Genomic DNA, 20877 nt, shown 5'->3' with positions numbered 1-20877 from the left:
GGGGGGGGGGGGGGGGGTGGGGCCCGGGCCCCCCCACGGACCCCCCCGGGGGGGGGGGCCCCTTTGGGGGGCCCCCCGACGCCGGAACGTGGGCCGTGGCCGCGCAGCCGGGCGCCGAGCCCGGGCTTGTGGCGGTCAGGCGTTGGGCCGATCGCCGCGCGATTCGCGTTCGCGGCCGTTCTCGCGCCCGTTCTCCCGGCCGTTGTCGCGACGTTCGCGCCGTTCCTGCCGCTCGGCGCGCTCCTGCACGCGCTCGGGCGCCCGCTCGAATTCGCGCGCCTGCGGCCTTTCCTGGCTCACCCGCTGCGGACGCTCCTCGCGCGGACGCTCTTCGCGCGGCCGTTCTTCCCGGGGGCGCTCCTCACGCGCCTGCCCGCGCGGCACCACCGGCGCCGGCACCGGTTGCGGCTGCATGCGCGGCTGTTCCCGCGGATCGACACGCGGCTCACGCGGCGGCCGCTCGGCGTCACCGTCGCGCCGCGGCGGCGGGGCGGTGCCCTCACGCGGCGCCGGGCTCACCGGCGGGCGCGACACCGGCGGACGGGCCGGCTGCTCGGCCCGCATCGTGGGGCCCTTCTCGGCGTCGTCGCGGCCGTCGCGGTCCCGGTCGCGCGTGGCAGGCGCCGGCACCACGCCGTGGCGCACGGTGGGGCCGTCCTCGCGCCGGTCGCTGTCGCGCCGGTCGCCGTCGCGGTTGTCGCGTGCGGCCGGCTCGCGGCCCGGCTGCGGCGACGGCACCAGGCCGTTGCGCACGTTCGGGCCGTCACCGGTCTGGACGCGGCCCCCCCGGCTGGGCGGCGGCGGCAGCTCGCCACGCCGTTCGCGGGCCACCGGCTGGCGCGGTGCCAGGGAAGCGTCGGCCGGCTTGGGCGGCTCGATGCGGTCCACGGCACGCGGGTTGCGCATCACGCGGACGACGTCGTCGTCGGACGGCCGGGCCGCCTTGTACACGGCCTGGCGCTTGGTGAGCACGTCGGACGAGACCACCGTCACGCCACCACGCACCTGGCTGTTGCGGTACATGATCGGCTGCCGCGGCGGACGCGGGTCGCGGTCATGGATGTGGATGTGCGTGACGTTGACCTGCTTGATGTAGACGGGCGACACCCGGTACGCGGGGTAATAGGCCTCGCGCGGCGCCAGCGGCACCCAGCCCACGGGCTGGCCGATGCGGACGGACATGCTGAAGTGGCTGCCTCCCACCCAGGCCACCATGGCCGGGGCGTACACGGGCCGGCGCACGTAGGTGCCCGGGGCCCAGACCCAGCGGTTGTGCCAGTGCACCCAGCGGCCGTAGTGGAAGGGCGCGAAGCCCCACGGCGCGTCGTCCACCCAGGTCCAGCCCCAGGGGCGCACCCAGGCCCAGTGGCCGTGGCGGTACGGGGCCCAGCCGGCGCTCACCGTGGTGGGGTACCAGACGGTGCCGTACTCGGGGTGGGTGTCCCACTGGCCGTGGCGGTCCAGGTCATGGGCGCCCGTCATCTCGGGCGACACGGGACGGTTGGCCGCCCAGCGCAGTTCCTGGGCGTCCTCGCGGCGCACCCACTGCTCGAAGTCGTCGTTGACCGGCTGCGACCAGCTGTAGTGCGTGCGGCGGTCGCGGTCGTCGAACCACAGGTCGGCGCGCTGGCCCGGGCGCAGCGTCAGCTGGCTGTCGCTGGACTCGAACTCGAGTTCGCCCTGGGACACGCCAGCCAGCGTGCCGCGGTCGGTGCGGTCGAGCCGGAACAGGCCGGCGCCGCGCGGCGAGAAGCGCCCTTCGGGCGTGGTGATCAGGATCTCGCGGGCGACCTCGTGCTCGCGCACCCGAACCGCCGCCGCGCCGCTGTGCAGCATGAGCTCGATGCGGTCGTCGTCCAGGCGGGCGATCTCGAGGTCCGACGCCTGGTCGAGACGGATGGTGGTGGAGCCGATCTGCAACTCCGCCCGGGCGTCACGGTCGGTGGCCAGGCGGTCGGCGGTGGTGACCGGCCGGTTCAGCGTGGCGGTCTGCCACTCGCCCTGCCCTTCCTCCAGCAGCCAGATCTGGCCGCGGCCTTCGGCCAGGCGGCCGACGCGGCCCGGCGGGTCGTCCGACGCCTGCGCCACGCCCGTGAGCGCCAGCCCGCCGGCGAGCAGGCCAGCGGCCATCCGGCGCAGGGCGCGGTCCAGGCGATGTGTCCAATGGTGCATGGTGTTCTCCAGGGTTCCGCCCCGACAACGCATCAGCGCGCCGCGCGGCTGACGGGCGAATGTTTCAGGCCTGTAACGGGTGGGGAATCAGTCGTCCGAGGCCGGGTCCAGCCCCGGAAACAGCACGCTGGTGAACCCGAGTCGCGTCAAGTCGCGCATGCGGGTGGGATAGAGCCGCCCGATCAGGTGGTCGCACTCGTGCTGCACCACGCGCGCGTGGAAGCCCTCGGCCTCGCGGTCGATCGGGGCGCCGGCCAGGTCCCGGCCCTGGTAGCGGATGCGCCGCCAGCGGGGCACGACGCCACGCAGGCCGGGCACGGACAGGCAGCCCTCCCATCCGTCCTCTTCCCCGGGCGCCCCGCCCGGCTCCGCCAGCGGCGTGATCACCGGGTTGAGCAGCACGGTCATCGGCACCGGTGGCGCGTCGGGGTACCGCTCGCTGCGCTCGAAGCCGAAGACCACCAGCTGCAGGTCCACGCCGATCTGCGGGGCGGCCAGGCCGGCGCCGTGGGCGGCGCGCATGGTGTCCAGCATGTCCTGCACCAGCGCATGAAGCGCCGGCGTGTCGAATTCGGTCACCGGGGCCGCCACGCGCAACAGCCGCGGATCGCCCATCTTCAGGATCTCTCGCACCGCCATCGGGAGGGCCCTCGTGCTCAGGAAAGCGGCGGATTATCCGTGGCCGACTCGCCGAGGAGCGCGCGCAGGCCGGCTTCGTCGATCACGGGCACTCCCAGCTCCCTCGCCTTGTCGAGCTTGCTGCCCGCCTCCTCGCCGGCCACCACGAAGTGCGTCTTCTTCGACACCGAGCCGCTCACCTTGCCGCCGGCGGCCTCGATGCGCTCCTTGGCCTCGTCGCGGCTCCAGGCGGGCAGCGTACCGGTGAGCACCAGCGTCCTGCCCAGCAGCGGCCGCGGTGCGTCGCTGGCCTGGCCGGCCACCTCGGGCCAGTGGATGCCGGCGGCCTGCAGCTGCGCCACCAGCTCCCGGTGGTGCGGCTGGTCGAAGAAGTGGCGGATGCTCTGGGCCACGATGGGCCCCACGTCCGGCACCTCGAGCAGTTCCTCGAGCCGCGCGTCCATCAGGCGCTCGATGCTCCCGAAGTGGCGCGCCAGGTCCTTGGCCGTGGTCTCGCCCACCTGGCGGATGCCCAGGCTGTAGAGAAAGCGCGCCAGCGTGGTGGACTTGCTCTTGTCGATGCCCGCCAGCAGGTTGGTGGCGCTCTTTTCGCCCATGCGCTCCAGCGCCGCCAGCGACGTGAAGCCCAGGCGGTACAGGTCGGGCACGGTCTTCACGATGCCGGCGTCCACGAGCTGGTCCACCAGCTTGTCGCCCAGGCCCTCGATGTCCATGGCGCGGCGGCTGGCGAAGTGCAGCAGCGCCTGCTTGCGCTGCGCCGGGCAGGTGATGCCGCCGGTGCAGCGCCAGTCCGCCTCGCCCTCCAGCCGCTCGATGGGGCTGGCGCACACGGGGCACTTCCCGCCCAGGCGCTGGTAGAGGTCGAACGGCTCGCCCGCATCGGGCGGCCGACGGTCCGCCACCACGCCGACGACCTCCGGGATCACGTCGCCAGCCCGCCGCACGATCACCGTGTCGCCGATGCGCACGTCCTTGCGACGCGCCTCGTCCTCGTTGTGCAGCGTGGCGTTGCTGACGGTGGTGCCGCCCACGAACACCGGCTCCAGCTTGGCCACCGGCGTCAGCTTGCCGGTGCGGCCCACCTGGATGTCGATGCCCAGCAGCCGCGTCATCTGCTCCTGGGCCGGGTACTTGTGCGCCACCGCCCAACGCGGCTCGCGGGTGACGAAGCCCAGGCGCTCCTGGACCGCACGGTCGTTCACCTTGTAGACCACGCCGTCGATGTCGAAGGGCAGCGCATCCCGGCGCGCGGCGATGCGCTGGTGGTAGTCCGCCAGGCCGGCAGCGCCGTGCACGACCGCCCGGTCGCCGTTCACCGGCACACCGAAGCCCGCCAGCGCGTCGAGCACGCCGCTGTGGGTGGGCGGCACCGCCCAGCCCTGCACGTCGCCCAGGCCATAGGCGAAGAAGCTCAGCGGGCGGCGGGCGGCGATGGCCGGGTCGAGCTGCCGCACTGCGCCCGCAGCGGCATTGCGCGGGTTGACGAAGGTCTTCTCCTGGCGGGCGCCCGCGGCGATGAGCTGGCGCTGTCGCTCATTGAGCGCCTCGAAGTCGTCGCGCCGCATGTAGACCTCGCCCCGCACCTCCAGCACGGGTACGTCGCAGCCGGCCAGCCGCAGCGGAATCTGGCGCACCGTGCGGATGTTCTGGGTGACGTCCTCGCCTGTCTCGCCGTCGCCGCGGGTGGCCGCCTGCACGAGCACGCCGTGCTCATAGCGCAGGTTGATGGCCAGTCCGTCGAACTTGAGCTCCACGGCGTACTCGACCGGCGGGTCCGCCTCGGCCAGGCCCAGCTCCCGCCGGACGCGCGCATCGAAGGCCTGGGCGCCGCCGGCCGTCGTGTCGGTCTCGGTGCGGATGCTGAGCATGGGCACGGCATGGCGCACCGGGGTGAAGCCGGCCAGCACCTTGCCCAGCACACGTTGCGTGGGGGAATCCGCGGTCAGCAGTTGCGGGTGCGCCGATTCCAGCGCCTGCAGCTCCTGGAACAGACGGTCGTACTCCGCGTCGGGCAGCTCCGGGGCGTCCAGCACGTAGTAGGCGTGGGCATGGTGATGCAGCAGCGCGCGCAGCTCGGCCGCGCGGTCCGCGGCGCGCGCGGCAGGGTCGTCTCGGGACATGCGCCGGAGTGTACGCAGGGCCCGTCGGCCGCGCGCCCTTCAGCGCGGATCGGGCACGCCGAACAGGGTGGCGCCGTTGGCCCACGCCACCCGGCGCGCCAGTGCAGGCTCCAGGCCGCCCAGCCAGCGCCGGGCATCCGTCATCAGCGCCTCGTAGGACTCCCAGCGTGCATTCACCCACGTGTCCGAGCCGATCACGAAGCGGTCCGGGAAGGCCTCGATGAGCGCACGCCAGTCGGGGCTGAGCTGGCCGTCGGCCTGGGTGAGGCCGGGCCGGTAGGACAGCTCGCCCATCAGCGTGGGATGCGCGGCCAGCAGCGCCCGCACGCGGTCCACCGGCACGCCGCCGATGCCGCTGTGCGCCCAGATCAGGCGCGCCCCGGGGGCGTGGGCGAAGAGCTTCTCGATCGCCACGTCGTCCACGTGCGCCAGCACCGCCAGGCGGCGCGCCTGCGCCAGCTGCATCAGGCGCCGCGCCACCGGTCCGTCGGCGTTCGTGCTGTCGTACAGGTGGAACTCGCCCAGCCCGCGGTAAGGCCCCGCCGCCGTGCCGGCCCGCAGCTCGGCCTCCACCATGCGTTCGATGGACGCGTCCTGGAACCAGCCGGTGTAGTCGGCGCGGTCGCGGTACAGCCGCACGAAAGGCACCACCGTGATGCCCGCCGCGCGCACGGCGGGCGACGCGGCCAGTACCCGGGTGCCGTCGTTGGGCCGGCTGTTCGCCACGATGACGCGCACGCCGGCGGCCTGCATGCGGCGCACCACGTCGGCCACGGGGTGGGGCCCGGCAGCCGCCTCGACGTTGTAGTGCAGGTGCGCGTCGAACAGCGGGCCCGCGTAGGGCGCGGGCTGCGGCGCCGCGGCCCGGGCCCGGGCAAACGAGGCCCCGAGCGATGCGCCGAGCAGCGCCAGCGCGGACCACGCCGCGCGGCGCCTCATGCCGCCTCCGAGGCAGCCGGCACGCGCGTGACCATCACCTGGTCCACGCGGTGGCGGTCCACGTCCACGACCTCGAAACGCCAGCCCTCCCACACCACCTGGTCGGTGCGCCGGGGAATGCGGCGCAGCATCACCATCAGGAAACCGGCCAGGGTGTCGTACTGGCCGGGCTGCGGCCAGTCGTCGATGCCGAGCGCGCGCTGCAGGTCAGGCACGGGCGTGCTGCCATCGGCCAGGAAGCTGCCGTCGTCGCGCCGCACGATCTGCTCCTCGTCGGGCTGGCCCACCATGGCCGCCATCACGGTGCTCATCACGTCATTGAGCGTGATCACGCCCACCACCAGGCTGTACTCGTTGACGATGACGGCGAAGTCCTCGTGCGCCGAGCGGAACTGCGAGAGCATCTCCGCCAGCGTGAGCCGGTCGGGGACGATCAGCACCTTCTTCACCAGGCCGGATTCCGCACAGGCCCGCAGCGCCAGCGGCTGGCCCAGCAGCACGCGCTGGAACAGGTCCGTCGCGTCCACGTAACCCAGCACCTCGTCGACGCCCTCGGCGCAGACCAGGTAGGTGGAGTGCGGCTCCTCCGCCACGCGGGTGCGGATCAGGGCCTCGTCGTCGTCCATCGAGAGGTAGACGACCCGCTCGCGTGTGGTCATGGCCGTCTCGACCGTGCGCGTGTCCAGCTCGAACACGTTCTCGATCACCTGCTGCTCCTCGCTGGCCACGGCCCCGGCCTGGGCCCCGGCCGCAGTGAGCGCCAGGATGTCGTGGTGCGTCACCCGGTCGTCGCGCTGCTGGGGCAGGCCGAGCAGGCGCGACAGCGCGTTGGACACGCCGTTGAAGGCCCACACCAGCGGCATCAGCAGGGTGGCCAGCACGCTCATGGGCCCGACGGTGCGCATGGCCAGGCGCTCCGGGTCGTTCATGCCCAGCCGGCGCGGCACCAGGTCGGCCAGCACGATGAACAGCGCCGTGATGGTGAGGAACGACAGCGCGAAGCCCAGCGTCTGCGCCTGCGGGGAAGGCAATGCCAGCGACAGCAGGGCGGCGTAATGCGGGGTGAGCGCGCCCTCGCCCACGATGCCGCCGAGGATGGCGACCATGTTCAGGCCGATCTGCACCACCGTGAAGTAATGCCCCGGCTGCTCCTGCACCGCGAGCACCCGCTCGGCGCGCAGGTCGCCGTCGTCTGCCAGGCGACGCAGGCGCAGGCGCCGCGACGCCGCCACGGAGATCTCGGCGACGGAGAAGAAGGCGGCCCCGGCGATCAGCAGGAAGATCGCCAGCAGGTCAGGCAGCAGCTCGGACAGCAGGTCGGTGGCCATGGCGCGAGCATACGGCCAGCCGCGTGGCCGGCCGCGCTCAGCTGAACAGGCGCCGTGCCGCGGGGCAGCCGGCCGCCAGGTCGCGGGCCTCGAGCGCCCGGTACAGGCGCTCCAGCTCCTGCCCGATGGCAGCGAAGGCGTGCAGCGTGATGGGCCGCCCCTGGTCGTCCACCAGCGTGGCGTCCAGGTCGTCGGCCAGCTTGCGGGCGCATTCCTGCCACGCGGCGAAGGGCTCGGCGTCCTCCAGCGTCTGCGGCACGTCCAGGCTCAGCTGCACCTCGCGCAGCGCGGCGTGGCCCGGGTCCTCCGCCAGCGCGGCCTGGGCGTCGAAGGCCAGCACCAGCAAGGGCGGCGCGCCCTCCTCTGCCGCCGGCAGCACCAGGCGCCCCGGCACGGCGCCCGGCACGAAGCCGTGGCGCCCGGCCACCTGCTGCACATAGCCCACCGACCATGCGATGCTGTTGGCGCGCAGCACCGCCGTCAGCTGCGCATCGTGCTGGCTGGCAAAGGCGTCGAGCTCGCGCGCGCGCGCCACCACGTCCAGCATGTCGGGGAAATCGGCCATGGCGCCCACCGCGTCCGCGAAGGCCTGCACCTTCTGCACGAACTCGGAGTATTCGATCTCGTTGAGCGCCCCATGCCGGTTGGCCATCTGCAGCCCGGCCTGGAACTCGCCGTAGCGCTGGCCGGGCCGCAGTGGCTCCCACTCGCCCGACTCGGCATTCAGCCCTTCGAGGTGGAACGGCTTGTTGCCCGCCCGTCGGCTGCCCGGCAGGTGCTGCATCGCCATGTCGCCGGTGACCGGCTGCTCGGGCGTGAGCGTGGCCACCGCGTCGATCAGCGGGTCCACCTTGGCCAGGCGCCGGGGCGAGGACGGCGCCAGCGCGCGGGGCGACGCCGCTGCATCGGCGGGGTCGCCGTCGAGATCGGGCTCGAAGGCGCCAGGCAGCGCGGGCTCGACACGGGCCAGCGGGTCCACCGCGGGCGCATGCGCGATGCGCGGCCGCTGGCGGCGTGCCGACCAGGCGCCATGCACCACCACCGCCAGCAGGACCACGCCCGCGAGCATCGCCAGCGCGACGGTAAGGCTCATTGACAGTCCCTCCGCGCCGGAAGGCGGCCCGGCGCGCTCATGCGCCCTCCACCATGCTGACCGCGGATTCCATGTCCACGGCCACGATGCGCGAGACGCCCTGCTCCTGCATGGTCACGCCGATGAGCTGCTCGGCCATTTCCATGGCGATCTTGTTGTGCGAGATGAAGAGGAACTGGGTGCCTTGCGACATGTCGGTCACGAGCTTGGCGTAGCGCTCGGTGTTGGCGTCGTCCAGCGGCGCGTCCACTTCGTCGAGCAGGCAGAACGGCGCCGGGTTGAGCAGGAAGATGGCGAACACCAGCGCGATCGCGGTGAGTGCCTTCTCCCCGCCGGACAGCAGGTGGATGGTGGAGTTCTTCTTGCCTGGCGGCTGCGCCATCACCTGCACGCCGGCGTCGAGCACCTCGTCGCCGGTCATGATGAGCTTGGCCTGTCCGCCGCCGAACAGGCTGGGGAACATGCGGCCGAAGCCCTCGTTGACCTGGTGGAAGGTGTTCATCAGCAGGTCGCGCGTCTCCAGGTCGATCTTGTGGATCGCGTTCTCCAGCGTCTGGATGGCGTCGGTGAGGTCGGCGTTCTGCGCGTCGAGGAAGGTCTTGCGCTCCCGCGCGGCGGTCAGCTCGTCCAGGGCCGCCAGGTTCACGGCGCCGAGTGCGGCGATCTCGCGGTTGATGCGGTCGATCTCGCCCTGCAGGCCGTAGAGCTTCACGCCGCCCGTCTCGATGGACTGGGCCAGGGCCTCCAGGTCCACCGCCGCCGCGGTGAGCTGCTCCATGTACTGCGCGCCGCCCAGCTGCGCCGCCTGCGCTTCCAGCTGCAGCCGGGTGATGCGCTCGCGCAGCGGCTCCAGGCTGCGCTCGGCCTGCAGCCGCTGCTCGTCGGCGGCGCGCAGCTTGGCCGACAGGTCGTCGTACTCACTGCGCGCCGCGGCCAGCGCCTGTTCCTTGTCCAGCCGCACGGCCAGGGCTTCCTGCAGGCCGGCTTGCGCTGCCGCGTCGTTGAAGCCGGCCAGCTCCTGCTGCAGCTGCTCGGCGGCCTGCTCGTTGGCGGCGATCTGCAGGGCGGCCGTCTCGATGGCGCGCTGCAGCTCGCCGCGCCGCGCCGCGAGCGCACGGGCCTGGAACTGCGCCTCCTGGGCCTGGCGCTCCAGCGAGCGCAGCTGCTCGCGCGCGTCCGCCTGGCGCCGCTCGGCCTGGATGACGGCCTCCTCCAGCTCGGCGTGGCGCTCCTGCGTCGTCGCGAGCTGCATGTCCAGCTCCTCGAAGCGGGCCTCGCCGGTGGCCCGGCGCTCGGCCAGGTCGTCCATCTGGGCGTCGATCTCCGCCAGCTCCTCGCGCAGCTGCGTGCGGCGGGTGCTCGCGGCCTCGGCCTGCTGGGACAGGCGCAGCAGCTCCACGTGCAGCTGGTGCGCCCGCGTCTGCGCCTCCGCCGCCTGGCGGCGCGCGCCACCCAGGCGCTGCGAGGCCTCGGTGTAGGCGGCCTCGGCCCGCACCAGCGCCGTGCGTGCGTCGTCCGCGATCAGCGCCTGGGCACGCGACTGGCGCTCCAGGTTCTCGATCTCCTGCGCCCGGGCCAGCATGCCGGCCTGCTCCGAATCGGGTGCGTAGAAGGCCACCGCGAAGGACGACACCGCGTGGCCCTCGGGCGTCATGATCACTTCGCCGTGGGTGAGCTGCTCGCGCTGCGCAAGCGCCACGTCGAGGCTGGGCGCCGTGTACACGCCCTCGAGCCAGTCGTTCAGCAGGGCCTTCAGCCCGGCGTCGTTCAGCCGCAGCAGGTCGGACAGCCGCGCCAGCGTGTGGTGGCTGTTGGCGATGACCGCCTGCGGAGGTGAATAGAAGGCCAGCTTGGCCGGCGGCGCGTCGGCGGCGAAGGCGCGCACGATGTCCAGGCGGCCCACCGCCAGGGCGTTGAGCCGCTCGCGCAGCGCGGATTCGAGTGCCACTTCCCACCCGGCCTCGATGTGGATCTTCGTCCACAGGCCCGCCAGGCTGTCCAGGCCGTGCTTGGCCAGCCAGGGCTTGAGCTTGCCTTCGGTCTGCACCTTCTCCTGCAGCGCGCGCAGTGCCTCCAGCCGCGCGGTGAGCTCCGCATGGCGGGCCGACTCGCGGTTCACCGCGTCCTGCCGCTCGCGCCGCTGTTCGTCGAGCAGGGGCACTTCCTCGCTGAGCGTGTGCAGGATGCCGTCGGCCTCCTCGCGGGCGGCGTCGGCCGCCTCGCTGTCTTCGCGCAGCTGGGCCAGGCGGTGCTCGTCCGGCGCGGCCAGGCCCTGCGACTCTGCGCTCAGGCGCTCGCGGCGGCTGCGCAGCGCGCGGGTCTGCTCCTCGATGTTGCGGCTCTCCGCCGCCAGCACCTGGATCTGCTGCTGCACCTGCGCCACCTGGCCGCGCTGCTCGTTGGCACGCGCCTGGGCCGCGCGCACCGCGTCCTCGAAGCTGGGGGCCTGCATGGCCTGCTCCTCGGCCTGGGCGGCGAGGATCTCGGCCTGCTCCTCGGCGGCGGCGATCTGCTCGGCGATGGTCTCCTGCTCGGCCACGGCGTCGTCGCGTCGGGCGGCCCATTGCTCGTCCTGCGCCTGCAGGTCGGCCAGCCGCGCCTCGGCCCGCTGGCGCCCTTCCACCACGTAGCGGATGCGCTCCTCGAGCCGGCTCACCTCCAGCTGCGCCTGGGCCAGGTCACCCTGGCGCGCGTGCAGCGCGTCGGACGCGGCGTAGTGCGCCTGGCGGATGGTCTCGAGCTCGGCCTCCACGTGGCGCAGTTCGGCCAGCCGGGCTTCCAGGGCGTTGGTGGCCTCCAGGGAGGCCAGCTTGACACGCTCCTCCTCGGTGGCCGCATCGCGGTGCTTCAGGAACCACAGCTGGTGCAGCTTGAGCGTGCCCTGGTCCTGCAGCGTGCGGTACTGCGCCGCCACCTCGGCCTGGCGTTCCAGCTTGTCGAGGTTGGCGTTGAGCTCGCGCAGGATGTCTTCCACGCGGGTCAGGTTCTCGCGGGTGTCCCTGAGGCGGTGCTCGGTCTCCCGGCGGCGCTCCTTGTACTTGGAGACGCCCGCGGCCTCCTCCAGGAACAGGCGCAGCTCCTCGGGCTTGGACTCGATGATCCGGCTGATGGTGCCCTGGCCGATGATGGCGTAGGCGCGCGGGCCCAGGCCGGTGCCGAGGAACACGTCCTGCACGTCGCGCCGGCGCACGGGCTGGTTGTTGATGAAGTAGCTGGAGTTGCCGTCGCGCGTGAGCACGCGCTTGACGGCGATCTCGCTGTACTGGTTCCATGAGCCGCCGGCGCGGCCGTCCTCGTTGCTGAAGACCAGCTCCACGCTGGCGCGGCTGGCCGGCTTGCGGTTGCCCGAGCCGTTGAAGATGACGTCCTGCATGGACTCGCCACGCAGCTCGCTGGCCTTGGATTCGCCCAGCACCCAGCGCACGGCGTCCATGATGTTGGACTTGCCGCAGCCATTGGGCCCGACCACGCCCACGCGCTGCCCGGGCAGCTGGAAGGTGGTGGGCTCGGCGAAGGACTTGAAGCCGGACAGCTTGATCTGGTTCAGGCGCATGGGGGCGGGGGGGCTTGTGCAGCGGCTTGTTAGGCGGCGCGAGAGGCCACCTTAAGTCTTTGATTTGCTTGGCTTTTTCTACCAGCCAGCGGGCGCCGAAAAGCCCGGGATGATACCATCGCCCCCATGCCACGCACCGCCACCAAGACCCGCGCCGAGCGGCCGGCCACCGAGCCGAAGCAGCGGCCAATGCCGCCCAACCCGCCGAGCGCGCCCTCGAAGGAACTGCACGTCTTCCCCAACCCGTCGCCCGAGCGCGACTACGTGATCCAGTTCCAGATCCCGGAGTTCACCTGCCACTGCCCGCTGACCGGCCAGCCCGACTTCGCGCACTTCACCATCGACATGGTGTGCGACAAGCTGTGCGTGGAACTCAAGAGCCTGAAGATGTACATGTGGAGCTTCCGCGACGAGGGCGCGTTCCACGAGAAGGTCACCAACGACATCCTCACCAAGATCGTCGAGACCACGAAGCCGCGCTACGCGCGCATCACCGCCCGCTGGTTCGTGCGGGGCGGCATCTACACCAACGTGGTGGCCGAGCACCGCAAGCGCGGCTGGAAGCCGCAGCCCGTGGTGAGCCTGCCCGAGCACCGCATGGAAGGCGGCCTGCTGCGATGACGGCCCGGGGCCGCGCACCCGACGGGGCCCGCCATGGGACGCCTGGCTGAGCACCCCCCGTACCAGAAGTACGCCGTGGCGGTGCGCCGCAGCCCCATCGACGGCTTCGGCGTGTTCGCGCTCGAGCCGGTGCCGCGCGGCCAGAAGATCGGTGAGGTGCGGGGCGAGTCGATCAGCGTGTCGGAGGCGCGTCGCCGGGCCGCCACGCTGGAGCGCATCATGATCGTCGAGGTGTCGACGCGCACGGCCGTGGACCTGGCCCGGTCGACCGACCCGATGCGCTTCACGAACCACAGCTGCCGCCCGAACGGCCGCCTGTCCATCCGCGACGGTCGCATCGAGTTCTACGCCGTGCGCGACATCGCCGTGGACGAGGAGATCACCGTGGCCTACGGCGAGACCCACCACGAAGGCCGGCTCGTGTGCCGCTGCGGCGTGCCGTGCTGCGTGGGCCGGCTCTAGCCGGCCTCGCCGCCTGCCGTGGCGGGCGGCCCCAGCCAGTCGCGCAGCAGCTGCACCAGGGCCTGGGGGTCCACCGGCTTGGGCAGGTGGCCGTTCATGCCGGCCGCGAGGCAGCCCTGGCGATCGTCCTCGTACACATTGGCGGTCATGGCGATGATGGGCGTGGCCAGGTGCCGCGGCTGCTGCCGGATGCGACGCGTGGCCTCCAGTCCGTCCATGACGGGCATGTGCATGTCCATGAAGATCAGCGGGTAGTCCGCCTCGGCAGCGCGCGACACCGCGACCGCGCCGTCGGATGCCAGCTCGCCCTCCAGCCCGTGGCGGGCGAGCAGCGCCCGGATCACTTCCTGGTTGACCGGGTTGTCCTCCACCACCAGCAGCGGCGCGACGCCGGCCCAGCGGGGCAGCGCGGGGCGGCCGGCCGGGGCGTCCTGCGCCGGGTGGGCCGGCGCCTCGTCCAGCACCTGCAGCGGCACGTCGATCCAGAACCGGCTGCCCTGCCCCGGCACGCTGGCCACCCCGGTCTGGCCGCCCATCAGCTGGGCCAGCTCGCGGCTGATCGTGAGGCCGAGCCCCGACCCGCCGTACTGGCGCGTGGTGGAGACGTCCGCCTGCTCGAACGCCTCGAAGATGCGCGACTGCTGCTCGGGTGTCAGGCCGATGCCGGTGTCCCACACCTCGAAACGCAGCCACAGCGGGCCGTCGGCCGGCGGGGGGGCGCCCGGCACCCAGCCCACGCGCAGCCCGACCTCGCCCTGCCCGGTGAACTTGATGGCGTTGCCCAGGAAGTTGAGCAGCACCTGGCCCAGGCGCCGTTCGTCGCCCAGCAGCCGCGGCGGCAGGGCCGGGTCCAGCGCCTGCCGCAGCAGCAGGCCCTTGTCCCGCGCGGCGCCGTCCACCATGCCGCAGATGCGGGCGGCCAGGGCGCGCAGGTCGAACGCCACGGTGTCGACCGAGAGCTTGCCTGCCTCGATGCGGGAGAGATCCAGCACGTCGTTGATGAGGCCCAGCAGGTGCTGCGCGGCATCCCCCACGCGGCGCAGCCGTTCTCGCTGCAGCGCGTCGGTGCTGTCGTCGTGCAGCAGTTCGGTCAGGCCGATCACCGCGTTCATCGGCGTGCGGATCTCATGGCTCATGTTGGCGAGGAACGCGCTCTTCGCCCGGTTGGCGGCCTCCGCGGCCTCCTTCGCCTGGGCCAGGTCGGCGGTGCGCTCGCGCACCTGCCGCTCCAGGTCCAGGTTGGCGCGCTGCAGCCGGGCCTCGCTGTCGCGCAGCGACTCCACCATGCCGGCCAGGCGTTCGTTCATGGCGTTGAAGACGCGTGCCAGCTGCCGGAACTCGTCGGTGCCGCGCTCGGCCACGCGCTGGCGCAGATCGCCCGAGGCGATGCCCCGGGCCGCCTGGCTCAGGCGCGCCACCGGACGGGCCAGCAGCGCGGCGATCAGCCACACGGCACCGGTGCCCAGCAGCGCCATCATCGCCATGTACAGGGCCCACTCGCGCTCCAGGCGATGCAGCGGTGCCTCGAACTGGCGCTTCGGCTCGTACACCATCACCCGCCACGGCGTGCCCGGCACCTCGACCACCTGGCCATGCCAGGTCCGCCCGCCCCACACGGGCTCCTGGGCGGCCGGCGTGCCCAGCTCCACATGGAACTCCTCGGGCAGGCGGGTCTGCTCCGCCAGGCGCGAATCGGTGCCGGCCAGCAGCTGCCCCTGCGCATCGAAGACGATGCCGTGCAGGTCGCCGTGGGCGCTGAGGCTTTCCGTCAGCACATGGCCCAGCAGCCCGGGTTCCAGCCGCAGGCGCAGCAGGCCGCGCACCTGGCCGGCACGCCGGATGGGCGCCACCGCGAACAGCGCCGGGTGATCGTCACGCCGGGCCCGCAGCGGCCCGACCAGCTGCGGGTAGGCCCGCGCCAGCACCGCGCGCACATAGCGCTCGTTGCCCTCGTCGCTGCCCACCCGCACCGCCTGGGTGTCGGCCAGGTTGCGGCCCGCCGCGTCGAGCAGGGCCACCGAGGTGAGGTACATCGGCTCGCGCAGCGCCGCGAGCTGCAGCAGGCGGTTGGCCTGCCAGGCGTCCACCGGCTCGGAGCCGAGCATCTCCACCAGCCCCGGCATGGCCACGTCGGCCCTCAGGTTGTCCAGCAGGCGGTCCGCGCGGGCATGGAGGTCCTGTGCCGCCTCGGTGGCCAGGGCCTGCAGCAGCTGGTCGCGCCGCTCCGCGGTCGACTGCAATGCCGCCGCGTAGTGCCAGCTGCTCAGCATGCCCAGCGGCAGCAGGGTCACGCCGGTCAGCACGCCAGCCACGAGCAGCCGGGTCTTCACGGCAGCAGGTCCCCCCGCAGGAACTGGGACGTCACGACCGGGCGCGCCAGGCTGCCCTTGTCCAGGAAGAACTCGCTGTAGCGGTCCACCACGGGCGCCAGCCCGGGCGGCAGCCCGTCGCGGCCCAGCAGCCGGCGGTTCTCCTCCCGGCCCACCAGCCGCACCCCATCCAGCGACACCGCGGCCGCGTCGCGCGGCAGGCGCCGCGCCAGACGCTGCATGGCCTGCTCGGGATGGGCCACCCACCAGTCCACGGCGCGCAGCCAGGCGGCGAGGAAGCGGCGCAGTTCGCCGGCCCGGCGCAGCGCCGTGGCCCGGCTGGTGGCCACGACGTCGGCGATCAGGCCGGGCGTCTGGCGGCTGCTGAACACCATCTCCGCTCCGCCGGCCACGGCTTCGGTCACGTACGGTTGCCAGGTGTGGCCCAGGTCCACCACGCCGGAGGCGAGCAGCCGCGGCACCTCCGCCGCATCCGCGTTGAACCAGGCGACGCGCTCCGGCCGGATGCGGTGCTGCCGCAGGAACTCGCGCGCGAACAGTTCCCCGAAGCCGCCCAGGTTGGTGGCCAGGCGCACGCGGCCCAGGCCGTCGTCCACGCGAAAACCGCGCCGCGCGAGCACCGCGTCCCCGCCGGCCGATTCGTCCGAGACGAGCAGCACCTGCACCGGGGCCCGGCCGTGCGTCGCGTGGATCAGGTCACCCAGCGCCACCGCCACCACGTCCACCTGCCCGGCGGCGAAGGCGGCCATCATGCGGTCGGTGTTGCCGGGGAAGCTCACCTTGAGCAGGACGCCCGCCTCGTCGAGGTAGCCCAGGTCGTCGGCCAGCAGCGCCGGGTAGTAGCCCGGCCACAGGTCCATGGCCAGCCGCAGCGGCGGCAGGTCGGCCGGCGCCCGGCCCGCATCGCAGCCGGGCAGCAGCGCGCTGCCGCCCGCTGCGGCGGCCCACGCGGCCGCATGCCGCAGCCAGGCCCGCCGTGCCGCCCGGGCGTCCACCCGATCCACCGTCTCCCGCTCCATGTGTTGCCGATTGTGACGCCGCCGGCTGTCGCGCGGCTGTCGGCCGGACGCGCGCCACGCGCGGACGTGGCCCGGCCGCCACGCCCAGACGCCGGGGACGCCGCGGACGCCGCCCGATAATCGGCGCATGAATCCGCTGCTCGGCAGGCTGAACGCCTACCCCTTCGAACGCCTGCGTGCGCTGACGCGCGACATCACGCCGAACCCGTCGTACCGACCCATCTCGCTGGGCATCGGCGAGCCGCGGCACCCGGCACCGGCCCTGGTGGAGCAGGCCTGGTGCGAGCACCTCGAGGGCCTGTCCAGCTACCCCGCCACGGCGGGCGAGCCCGCGTTGCGCCAGGCGATCGCCGGGTGGATCGGCCGCCGCTACGGCGTGGCGGTGGACGCGGCGACGCAGGTGCTGCCGGTGAATGGCTCACGCGAGGCGCTGTTCTCGCTGGCGCAGACGGTGGTGGACGGCACCCGCCCCCGGGCCACGGTGGTCTGCCCCAACCCCTTCTATCAGATCTACGAGGGCGCCGCCCTGCTCGCCGGCGCCCGGCCGGCCTTCGCCAACAGCGACCCGGCCCGCAACTTCGCCTGTGACTGGCGGCAGATCGACGAGGCCACCTGGGCGAACACCCAGCTGGTGTATGCCTGCTCGCCCGGCAACCCCACCGGGGCGGTGATGCCGCTGTCCGAATGGGAGGAGCTGTTCGCCCTGTCCGACCGGCACGGCTTCGTCATCGCCAGCGACGAGTGCTACTCCGAGATCTACTTCCGCGAGGAAGCGCCGCTGGGGGCGCTGCAGGCCGCGCAGGCGCTGGGCCGGCACGACTTCCGCCGCCTGGTGGTGCTGTCCAGCCTGTCCAAGCGCAGCAACGTGCCGGGCATGCGCTCGGGCTTCGTGGCCGGCGATGCGGAGATCCTGAAGGCCTTCCTGCTCTACCGCACCTACCACGGCAGCGCCATGGGCAAGGTGGTGCAGGCGGCCAGCATCGCGGCGTGGAACGACGAGGCCCATGTGGAGGCCAACCGCGCCGCGTACCGGGAGAAGTTCGCCGCCGTGACGCCCCTGCTGGCGGACGTGCTCGACGTGCGCCTGCCCGACGCCGGCTTCTACCTGTGGGCCGGTGTGCCAACACATGCACATGGCGGCGACGATGTCGCATTCAGCCTGGGCCTGCTCGCTCAATACAATGTGGCGGTCCTGCCCGGCAGCCTGCTGGCACGCGAGGCGCACGGGGTCAACCCCGGCGCCGGCCGCATCCGGCTCGCCCTCGTGGCCGAGGCGGCCGAGTGCCTGGAGGCCGCCCATCGCATCGTGGCCTACACCCGGTCACTCTCTCCCGCCTGATCCCCCCTCTTTCGCCCGCACCTGATTCCCCCGTCCATGACCCACGCCCTCCAGACCCTCATCGACCAGGCCTGGGAAGCCCGCGCTTCCCTGACCCCCGCCAGCGCCTCGCCCGAGATCCGGGATGCCGTGGAGCACGTCATCGCCGAGCTGGACGCCGGCCGCCTGCGCGTGGCCGAGCGCCAGGGCGTGGGCCAGTGGCAGGTGAACCAGTGGGTGAAGAAGGCGGTGCTGCTGTCCTTCCGCCTGAACGACAACCGGCCGATGCAGGCCGGCGAGCTCACCTTCTTCGACAAGGTGCCCACCAAGTTCTCGGGCATGGACGCGGCCGGCCTGGCCGCTACCGGCGTGCGCGTGGTGCCGCCGGCCGTGGCGCGCCGTGGCAGTCACATCGCCAAGGGCGCCATCCTGATGCCCTCGTACGTGAACATCGGCGCCTACGTCGACGAAGGCACCATGGTGGACACCTGGGCCACGGTGGGCTCCTGTGCCCAGATCGGCAAGCACGTGCACCTGTCCGGCGGCGTGGGCATCGGCGGCGTGCTGGAGCCGCTGCAGGCCAACCCGACCATCATCGAGGACAACTGCTTCATCGGCGCGCGCTCCGAGGTCGTCGAGGGCGTGATCGTGGAGGAGAACTCGGTCATCTCCATGGGCGTGTACATCGGCCAGAGCACCAAGATCTACGACCGTGCCACCGGCGAGGTGAGCTACGGCCGCGTGCCGGCCGGCTCGGTGGTGGTCAGCGGCAGCCTGCCGGCGGCCGACGGCAGCCACAGCCTGTATTGCGCGGTCATCGTCAAGCGCGTGGATGCCCAGACCCGCGCCAAGACGAGCATCAACGAGCTGCTGCGCGGCTGAACGCCGCGCGGTGCCCTTCGCTCCGCCCCCTTGACGAGCCTGCCGGGAGACCTGCCGTGATCACGATGGAAAACGTGCTTCGCCTGATGGCGGAGAAGAGCGCCTCTGACCTGTACCTCTCGGCCAATGCGCCCATCCTGCTGAAGGTGAACGGGCAGCTGGTGCCGGTGACGGACCACGTGCTGGCGCCCTCGGCGCCCCGGCAGCTGCTCACCGAGATCCTCACCCCGCTGCAGCTGGAAGAGCTGGAGCAGGAAGGCGAGCTGAACATCGGCTTCGGCATCCCCAAGGTGGGCAGCTTCCGCCTGTCGGCGTTCAAGCAGCGCGCCACCATCGCCGCCGTGGTGCGCTGCATCCCGGTGCGCATCCCCGCCATCGACACCCTGCAGCTGCCGCCCGTGCTGGCCAGCCTGGCGCTGGAGAAGCGCGGCCTGATCCTGATGGTGGGCGCCACGGGCACCGGCAAGAGCACCACCATGGCCGCCATGATGGAGTGGCGCAACCAGCACATGTCGGGCCACATCCTCACCATCGAGGACCCGATCGAGTTCCTGTTCACCAACAAGCGCTCGGTGGTGAACCAGCGCGAGGTGGGGCGCGACACCGCCTCGCTGCAGGTGGGCCTGAAGAACGCCCTGCGCCAGGCGCCCGACTGCATCATGATCGGCGAGATCCGCGACCGGGAGACGATGTCGCAGACCATCTCGTACGCGCTGTCGGGCCACCTGGTGCTCGCCACGCTGCACGCGAACAACAGCCACCATGCCCTGGGCCGGATCCTGTCGTTCTACACGCCGGAGTCGCGCCCTGCCCTGCTGGCCGACCTGTCCGCGGCCATGAAGGCCATCGTCTCGCAGCGCCTGCTGCGCGCCACCGCCGGTGGCCGCATCCCGGCCGTGGAGGTGCTGCTGAACTCCAAGCTGGTGGCCGAGCTGATCGAGAAGGGCGACTTCGGCGGCGTGCGCGAGGCCATGGAGCGCTCCATGGCCGAGGGCTCGCAGACCTTCGAGGCCGATCTCGCCCGGCTGATCACCGGCGGCGTCGTGGCCCGCGAGGAGGCACTGGTGCATGCCGACTCGCCCACCAACCTGCTGTGGCGCCTGCAGAACGAGACGGAGCCGGTGTCCCGCGTTCCTGTCACCAAGCCGGAACCCGACAGCCCTTCGTTCACCGAGATCACGCTCGACGTCATGCCCGAGACGCCCCCGGCGCCCAAGCCGCTCATCACTGCCCGCACCCGATGAGCGCCACGCTGCGCCTGCTGGAAGACCTGCTCGCCCGACCCAGCGTCACGCCCGACGACCGCGGCTGCCAGGCGCTGATCGCCGGGCGGCTGGCAGCGGCCGGCTTCGCCTGTGAATCCCTGCCCTTCGGGCCCGACGACTTCCGCGTGAGCAACCTGTGGGCGGTGCGCACCGGCGTGCGCCCCGGCCCGACCGTGGTGTTCGCCGGCCACACCGATGTGGTGCCCACCGGGCCGCTCTCGGCGTGGTCCAGCGACCCCTTCGTGCCCAGCTACCGCGACGGGCACCTCTACGCCCGCGGCGCGGCCGACATGAAGACCTCCGTCGCGGCCATGGTGGTGGCGGCCGAGGAGTTCGCCGCCGCCTACCCCGCCCATGCCGGCCGGGTGGCCTTCCTGCTCACCAGCGACGAAGAAGGCCCGTCGGTGGACGGCACGGTGAAGGTGGTGCAGGCGCTGCAGGCCCGTGGCGAGCCGATGGACTGCTGCATCGTCGGCGAACCCACCTCGGTCGAGCGCCTGGGGGACATGGTCAAGAACGGCCGGCGCGGGTCGCTGTCGGGCCGGCTCACGGTGCGCGGCGTGCAGGGCCACGTGGCCTACCCCCAGCTCGCGCGCAACCCGGTGCACCTGGCCGTCCCCGCCCTGGCCGAGCTGGCGGCGGCCCGCTGGGACGAGGGCAACGACCACTTCCCGCCCACCACCTGGCAGGTCTCCAACCTGCACGCCGGCACGGGCGCCACCAACGTCATCCCCGGCGAGCTGGTGGTCGACTTCAACTTCCGCTTCTCCACCGCCTCCACGCCCGAGGGCCTGAAGCAGCGCGTGGCCGAGGTGCTGTCCCGCCACGGGCTGGACTGGTCGATCGCCTGGACCCTGGGCGGCGAACCCTTCCTCACGCCGGCGGGCTCGCTGGTGGACGCGCTGTCCAGCGCCATCTCGGCCGAGACCGGCGTGGTGCCCGAGCTGTCCACGACGGGCGGCACCTCCGACGGCCGCTTCATCGCCAGGGTGTGCACGCAGGTGGTCGAGTTCGGCCCGGTCAACGCCACCATCCACAAGGTGGACGAACGGGTCCGCGTCGCCGACGTCGACCCCCTGAAGAACATCTACCGGCGGGTACTGGACCAGCTGCTGGCCTGAACCCGTCCGCGCGCG

At 72.6% G+C, this 20877-nt stretch carries 15 protein-coding genes; 6 read left to right on the top strand and 9 right to left on the bottom strand.

The window, feature by feature from the left end:
* Positions 1-135: 135 nt before the first annotated feature.
* The 7 genes from ACE3UN_RS05450 to smc form a co-directional block, all read right to left on the bottom strand.
* Complete coding sequence (locus ACE3UN_RS05450) at positions 136-2172, bottom strand: DUF6600 domain-containing protein (protein ID WP_374673900.1); 2037 nt, start codon at positions 2170-2172, stop codon at positions 136-138.
* Between the two features lie 87 nt (positions 2173-2259).
* Entirely contained in the window at positions 2260-2811 is a 552-nt protein-coding gene (gene def, locus ACE3UN_RS05445) for a peptide deformylase (protein WP_374673899.1), read from the bottom strand.
* 17 nt (positions 2812-2828) lie between these two features.
* Positions 2829-4931 carry an NAD-dependent DNA ligase LigA gene (gene ligA, locus ACE3UN_RS05440; RefSeq protein WP_374673898.1) on the bottom strand — a complete coding sequence of 701 codons (2103 nt, stop codon included), beginning with the start codon at positions 4929-4931 and terminating at the stop codon, positions 2829-2831.
* A gap of 39 nt (positions 4932-4970) precedes the next feature.
* Positions 4971-5870 carry an amidohydrolase family protein gene (locus ACE3UN_RS05435; protein ID WP_374673897.1) on the bottom strand — a complete coding sequence of 300 codons (900 nt, stop codon included), beginning with the start codon at positions 5868-5870 and terminating at the stop codon, positions 4971-4973.
* Positions 5867-7198 carry a hemolysin family protein gene (locus ACE3UN_RS05430; RefSeq protein ID WP_374673896.1) on the bottom strand — a complete coding sequence of 444 codons (1332 nt, stop codon included), beginning with the start codon at positions 7196-7198 and terminating at the stop codon, positions 5867-5869. Before ACE3UN_RS05430 ends, ACE3UN_RS05435 begins: the two co-directional genes overlap by 4 nt.
* A gap of 37 nt (positions 7199-7235) precedes the next feature.
* Positions 7236-8291 (bottom strand): cell division protein ZipA C-terminal FtsZ-binding domain-containing protein, encoded by a 1056-nt coding sequence (locus tag ACE3UN_RS05425; RefSeq protein WP_374673895.1) that lies wholly within the window; start codon positions 8289-8291, stop codon positions 7236-7238.
* A 37-nt stretch (positions 8292-8328) separates the two neighbouring features.
* On the bottom strand, positions 8329-11844 hold the full coding sequence (gene smc / locus ACE3UN_RS05420; RefSeq protein WP_374673894.1) for a chromosome segregation protein SMC: 3516 nt from the start codon (positions 11842-11844) through the stop codon (positions 8329-8331).
* 189 nt (positions 11845-12033) lie between these two features.
* Between smc and queF the strand changes: the two genes are divergently transcribed.
* On the top strand, positions 12034-12465 hold the full coding sequence (gene queF / locus ACE3UN_RS05415; protein WP_374673917.1) for a preQ(1) synthase: 432 nt from the start codon (positions 12034-12036) through the stop codon (positions 12463-12465).
* A 33-nt stretch (positions 12466-12498) separates the two neighbouring features.
* Complete coding sequence (locus ACE3UN_RS05410) at positions 12499-12927, top strand: SET domain-containing protein (protein ID WP_374673893.1); 429 nt, start codon at positions 12499-12501, stop codon at positions 12925-12927.
* On the opposite strand, the gene ACE3UN_RS05405 is transcribed toward ACE3UN_RS05410, so the two are convergent.
* Together ACE3UN_RS05405 and ACE3UN_RS05400 are read right to left on the bottom strand one after the other, a co-directional pair.
* On the bottom strand, positions 12924-15257 hold the full coding sequence (locus ACE3UN_RS05405) for an ATP-binding protein (RefSeq protein WP_374673892.1): 2334 nt from the start codon (positions 15255-15257) through the stop codon (positions 12924-12926). The two genes, ACE3UN_RS05410 and ACE3UN_RS05405, sit on opposite strands and share 4 nt — an antisense overlap.
* On the bottom strand, positions 15254-16276 hold the full coding sequence (locus ACE3UN_RS05400; RefSeq protein ID WP_374673891.1) for an ABC transporter substrate-binding protein: 1023 nt from the start codon (positions 16274-16276) through the stop codon (positions 15254-15256). Before ACE3UN_RS05400 ends, ACE3UN_RS05405 begins: the two co-directional genes overlap by 4 nt.
* A 127-nt stretch (positions 16277-16403) precedes the next feature.
* Here ACE3UN_RS05400 and dapC point away from each other — a divergent pair, with 127 nt between their 5' ends.
* From dapC to dapE, 4 genes are all read left to right on the top strand, one after another.
* Positions 16404-17615, top strand: a complete 1212-nt coding sequence (gene dapC / locus ACE3UN_RS05395) for a succinyldiaminopimelate transaminase (RefSeq protein ID WP_374673890.1) — start codon at positions 16404-16406, stop codon at positions 17613-17615.
* A 36-nt stretch (positions 17616-17651) separates the two neighbouring features.
* Complete coding sequence (dapD, locus tag ACE3UN_RS05390) at positions 17652-18476, top strand: 2,3,4,5-tetrahydropyridine-2,6-dicarboxylate N-succinyltransferase (RefSeq protein WP_374673889.1); 825 nt, start codon at positions 17652-17654, stop codon at positions 18474-18476.
* Between the two features lie 65 nt (positions 18477-18541).
* Positions 18542-19720: a PilT/PilU family type 4a pilus ATPase gene (locus ACE3UN_RS05385; RefSeq protein WP_374673916.1), complete on the top strand. Its 1179-nt coding sequence runs from the start codon at positions 18542-18544 to the stop codon at positions 19718-19720.
* Positions 19717-20862, top strand: coding sequence for a succinyl-diaminopimelate desuccinylase (gene dapE, locus ACE3UN_RS05380; protein WP_374673888.1), 1146 nt, complete (start codon positions 19717-19719; stop codon positions 20860-20862). Before ACE3UN_RS05385 ends, dapE begins: the two co-directional genes overlap by 4 nt.
* Positions 20863-20877 lie beyond the last annotated feature (15 nt).

The sequence above is a fragment of the Ideonella sp. genome, assembly GCF_041918995.1.
Classification (GTDB): Bacteria; Pseudomonadota; Gammaproteobacteria; order Burkholderiales; family Burkholderiaceae_C; genus Ideonella.
The sequence above is the reverse complement of the archived record's forward strand: the minus strand, read 5'-3'. Positions and strand labels throughout refer to the sequence as shown.

Bases quoted from the DNA above. Each gene is read 5' to 3' on its own strand.
- ACE3UN_RS05450 (WP_374673900.1), bottom strand. From the start codon at position 2,172: ATGCACCATTGGACACATCGCCTGGACCGCGCCCTGCGCCGGATGGCC.
- def (WP_374673899.1), bottom strand. From the start codon at position 2,811: ATGGCGGTGCGAGAGATCCTGAAGATGGGCGATCCGCGGCTGTTGCGC.
- ligA (WP_374673898.1), bottom strand. From the start codon at position 4,931: ATGTCCCGAGACGACCCTGCCGCGCGCGCCGCGGACCGCGCGGCCGAG.
- ACE3UN_RS05435 (WP_374673897.1), bottom strand. From the start codon at position 5,870: ATGAGGCGCCGCGCGGCGTGGTCCGCGCTGGCGCTGCTCGGCGCATCG.
- ACE3UN_RS05430 (WP_374673896.1), bottom strand. From the start codon at position 7,198: ATGGCCACCGACCTGCTGTCCGAGCTGCTGCCTGACCTGCTGGCGATC.
- ACE3UN_RS05425 (WP_374673895.1), bottom strand. From the start codon at position 8,291: ATGAGCCTTACCGTCGCGCTGGCGATGCTCGCGGGCGTGGTCCTGCTG.
- smc (WP_374673894.1), bottom strand. From the start codon at position 11,844: ATGCGCCTGAACCAGATCAAGCTGTCCGGCTTCAAGTCCTTCGCCGAG.
- queF (WP_374673917.1), top strand. From the start codon at position 12,034: ATGCCGCCCAACCCGCCGAGCGCGCCCTCGAAGGAACTGCACGTCTTC.
- ACE3UN_RS05410 (WP_374673893.1), top strand. From the start codon at position 12,499: ATGGGACGCCTGGCTGAGCACCCCCCGTACCAGAAGTACGCCGTGGCG.
- ACE3UN_RS05400 (WP_374673891.1), bottom strand. From the start codon at position 16,276: ATGGAGCGGGAGACGGTGGATCGGGTGGACGCCCGGGCGGCACGGCGG.
- dapC (WP_374673890.1), top strand. From the start codon at position 16,404: ATGAATCCGCTGCTCGGCAGGCTGAACGCCTACCCCTTCGAACGCCTG.
- dapD (WP_374673889.1), top strand. From the start codon at position 17,652: ATGACCCACGCCCTCCAGACCCTCATCGACCAGGCCTGGGAAGCCCGC.
- ACE3UN_RS05385 (WP_374673916.1), top strand. From the start codon at position 18,542: ATGGAAAACGTGCTTCGCCTGATGGCGGAGAAGAGCGCCTCTGACCTG.
- dapE (WP_374673888.1), top strand. From the start codon at position 19,717: ATGAGCGCCACGCTGCGCCTGCTGGAAGACCTGCTCGCCCGACCCAGC.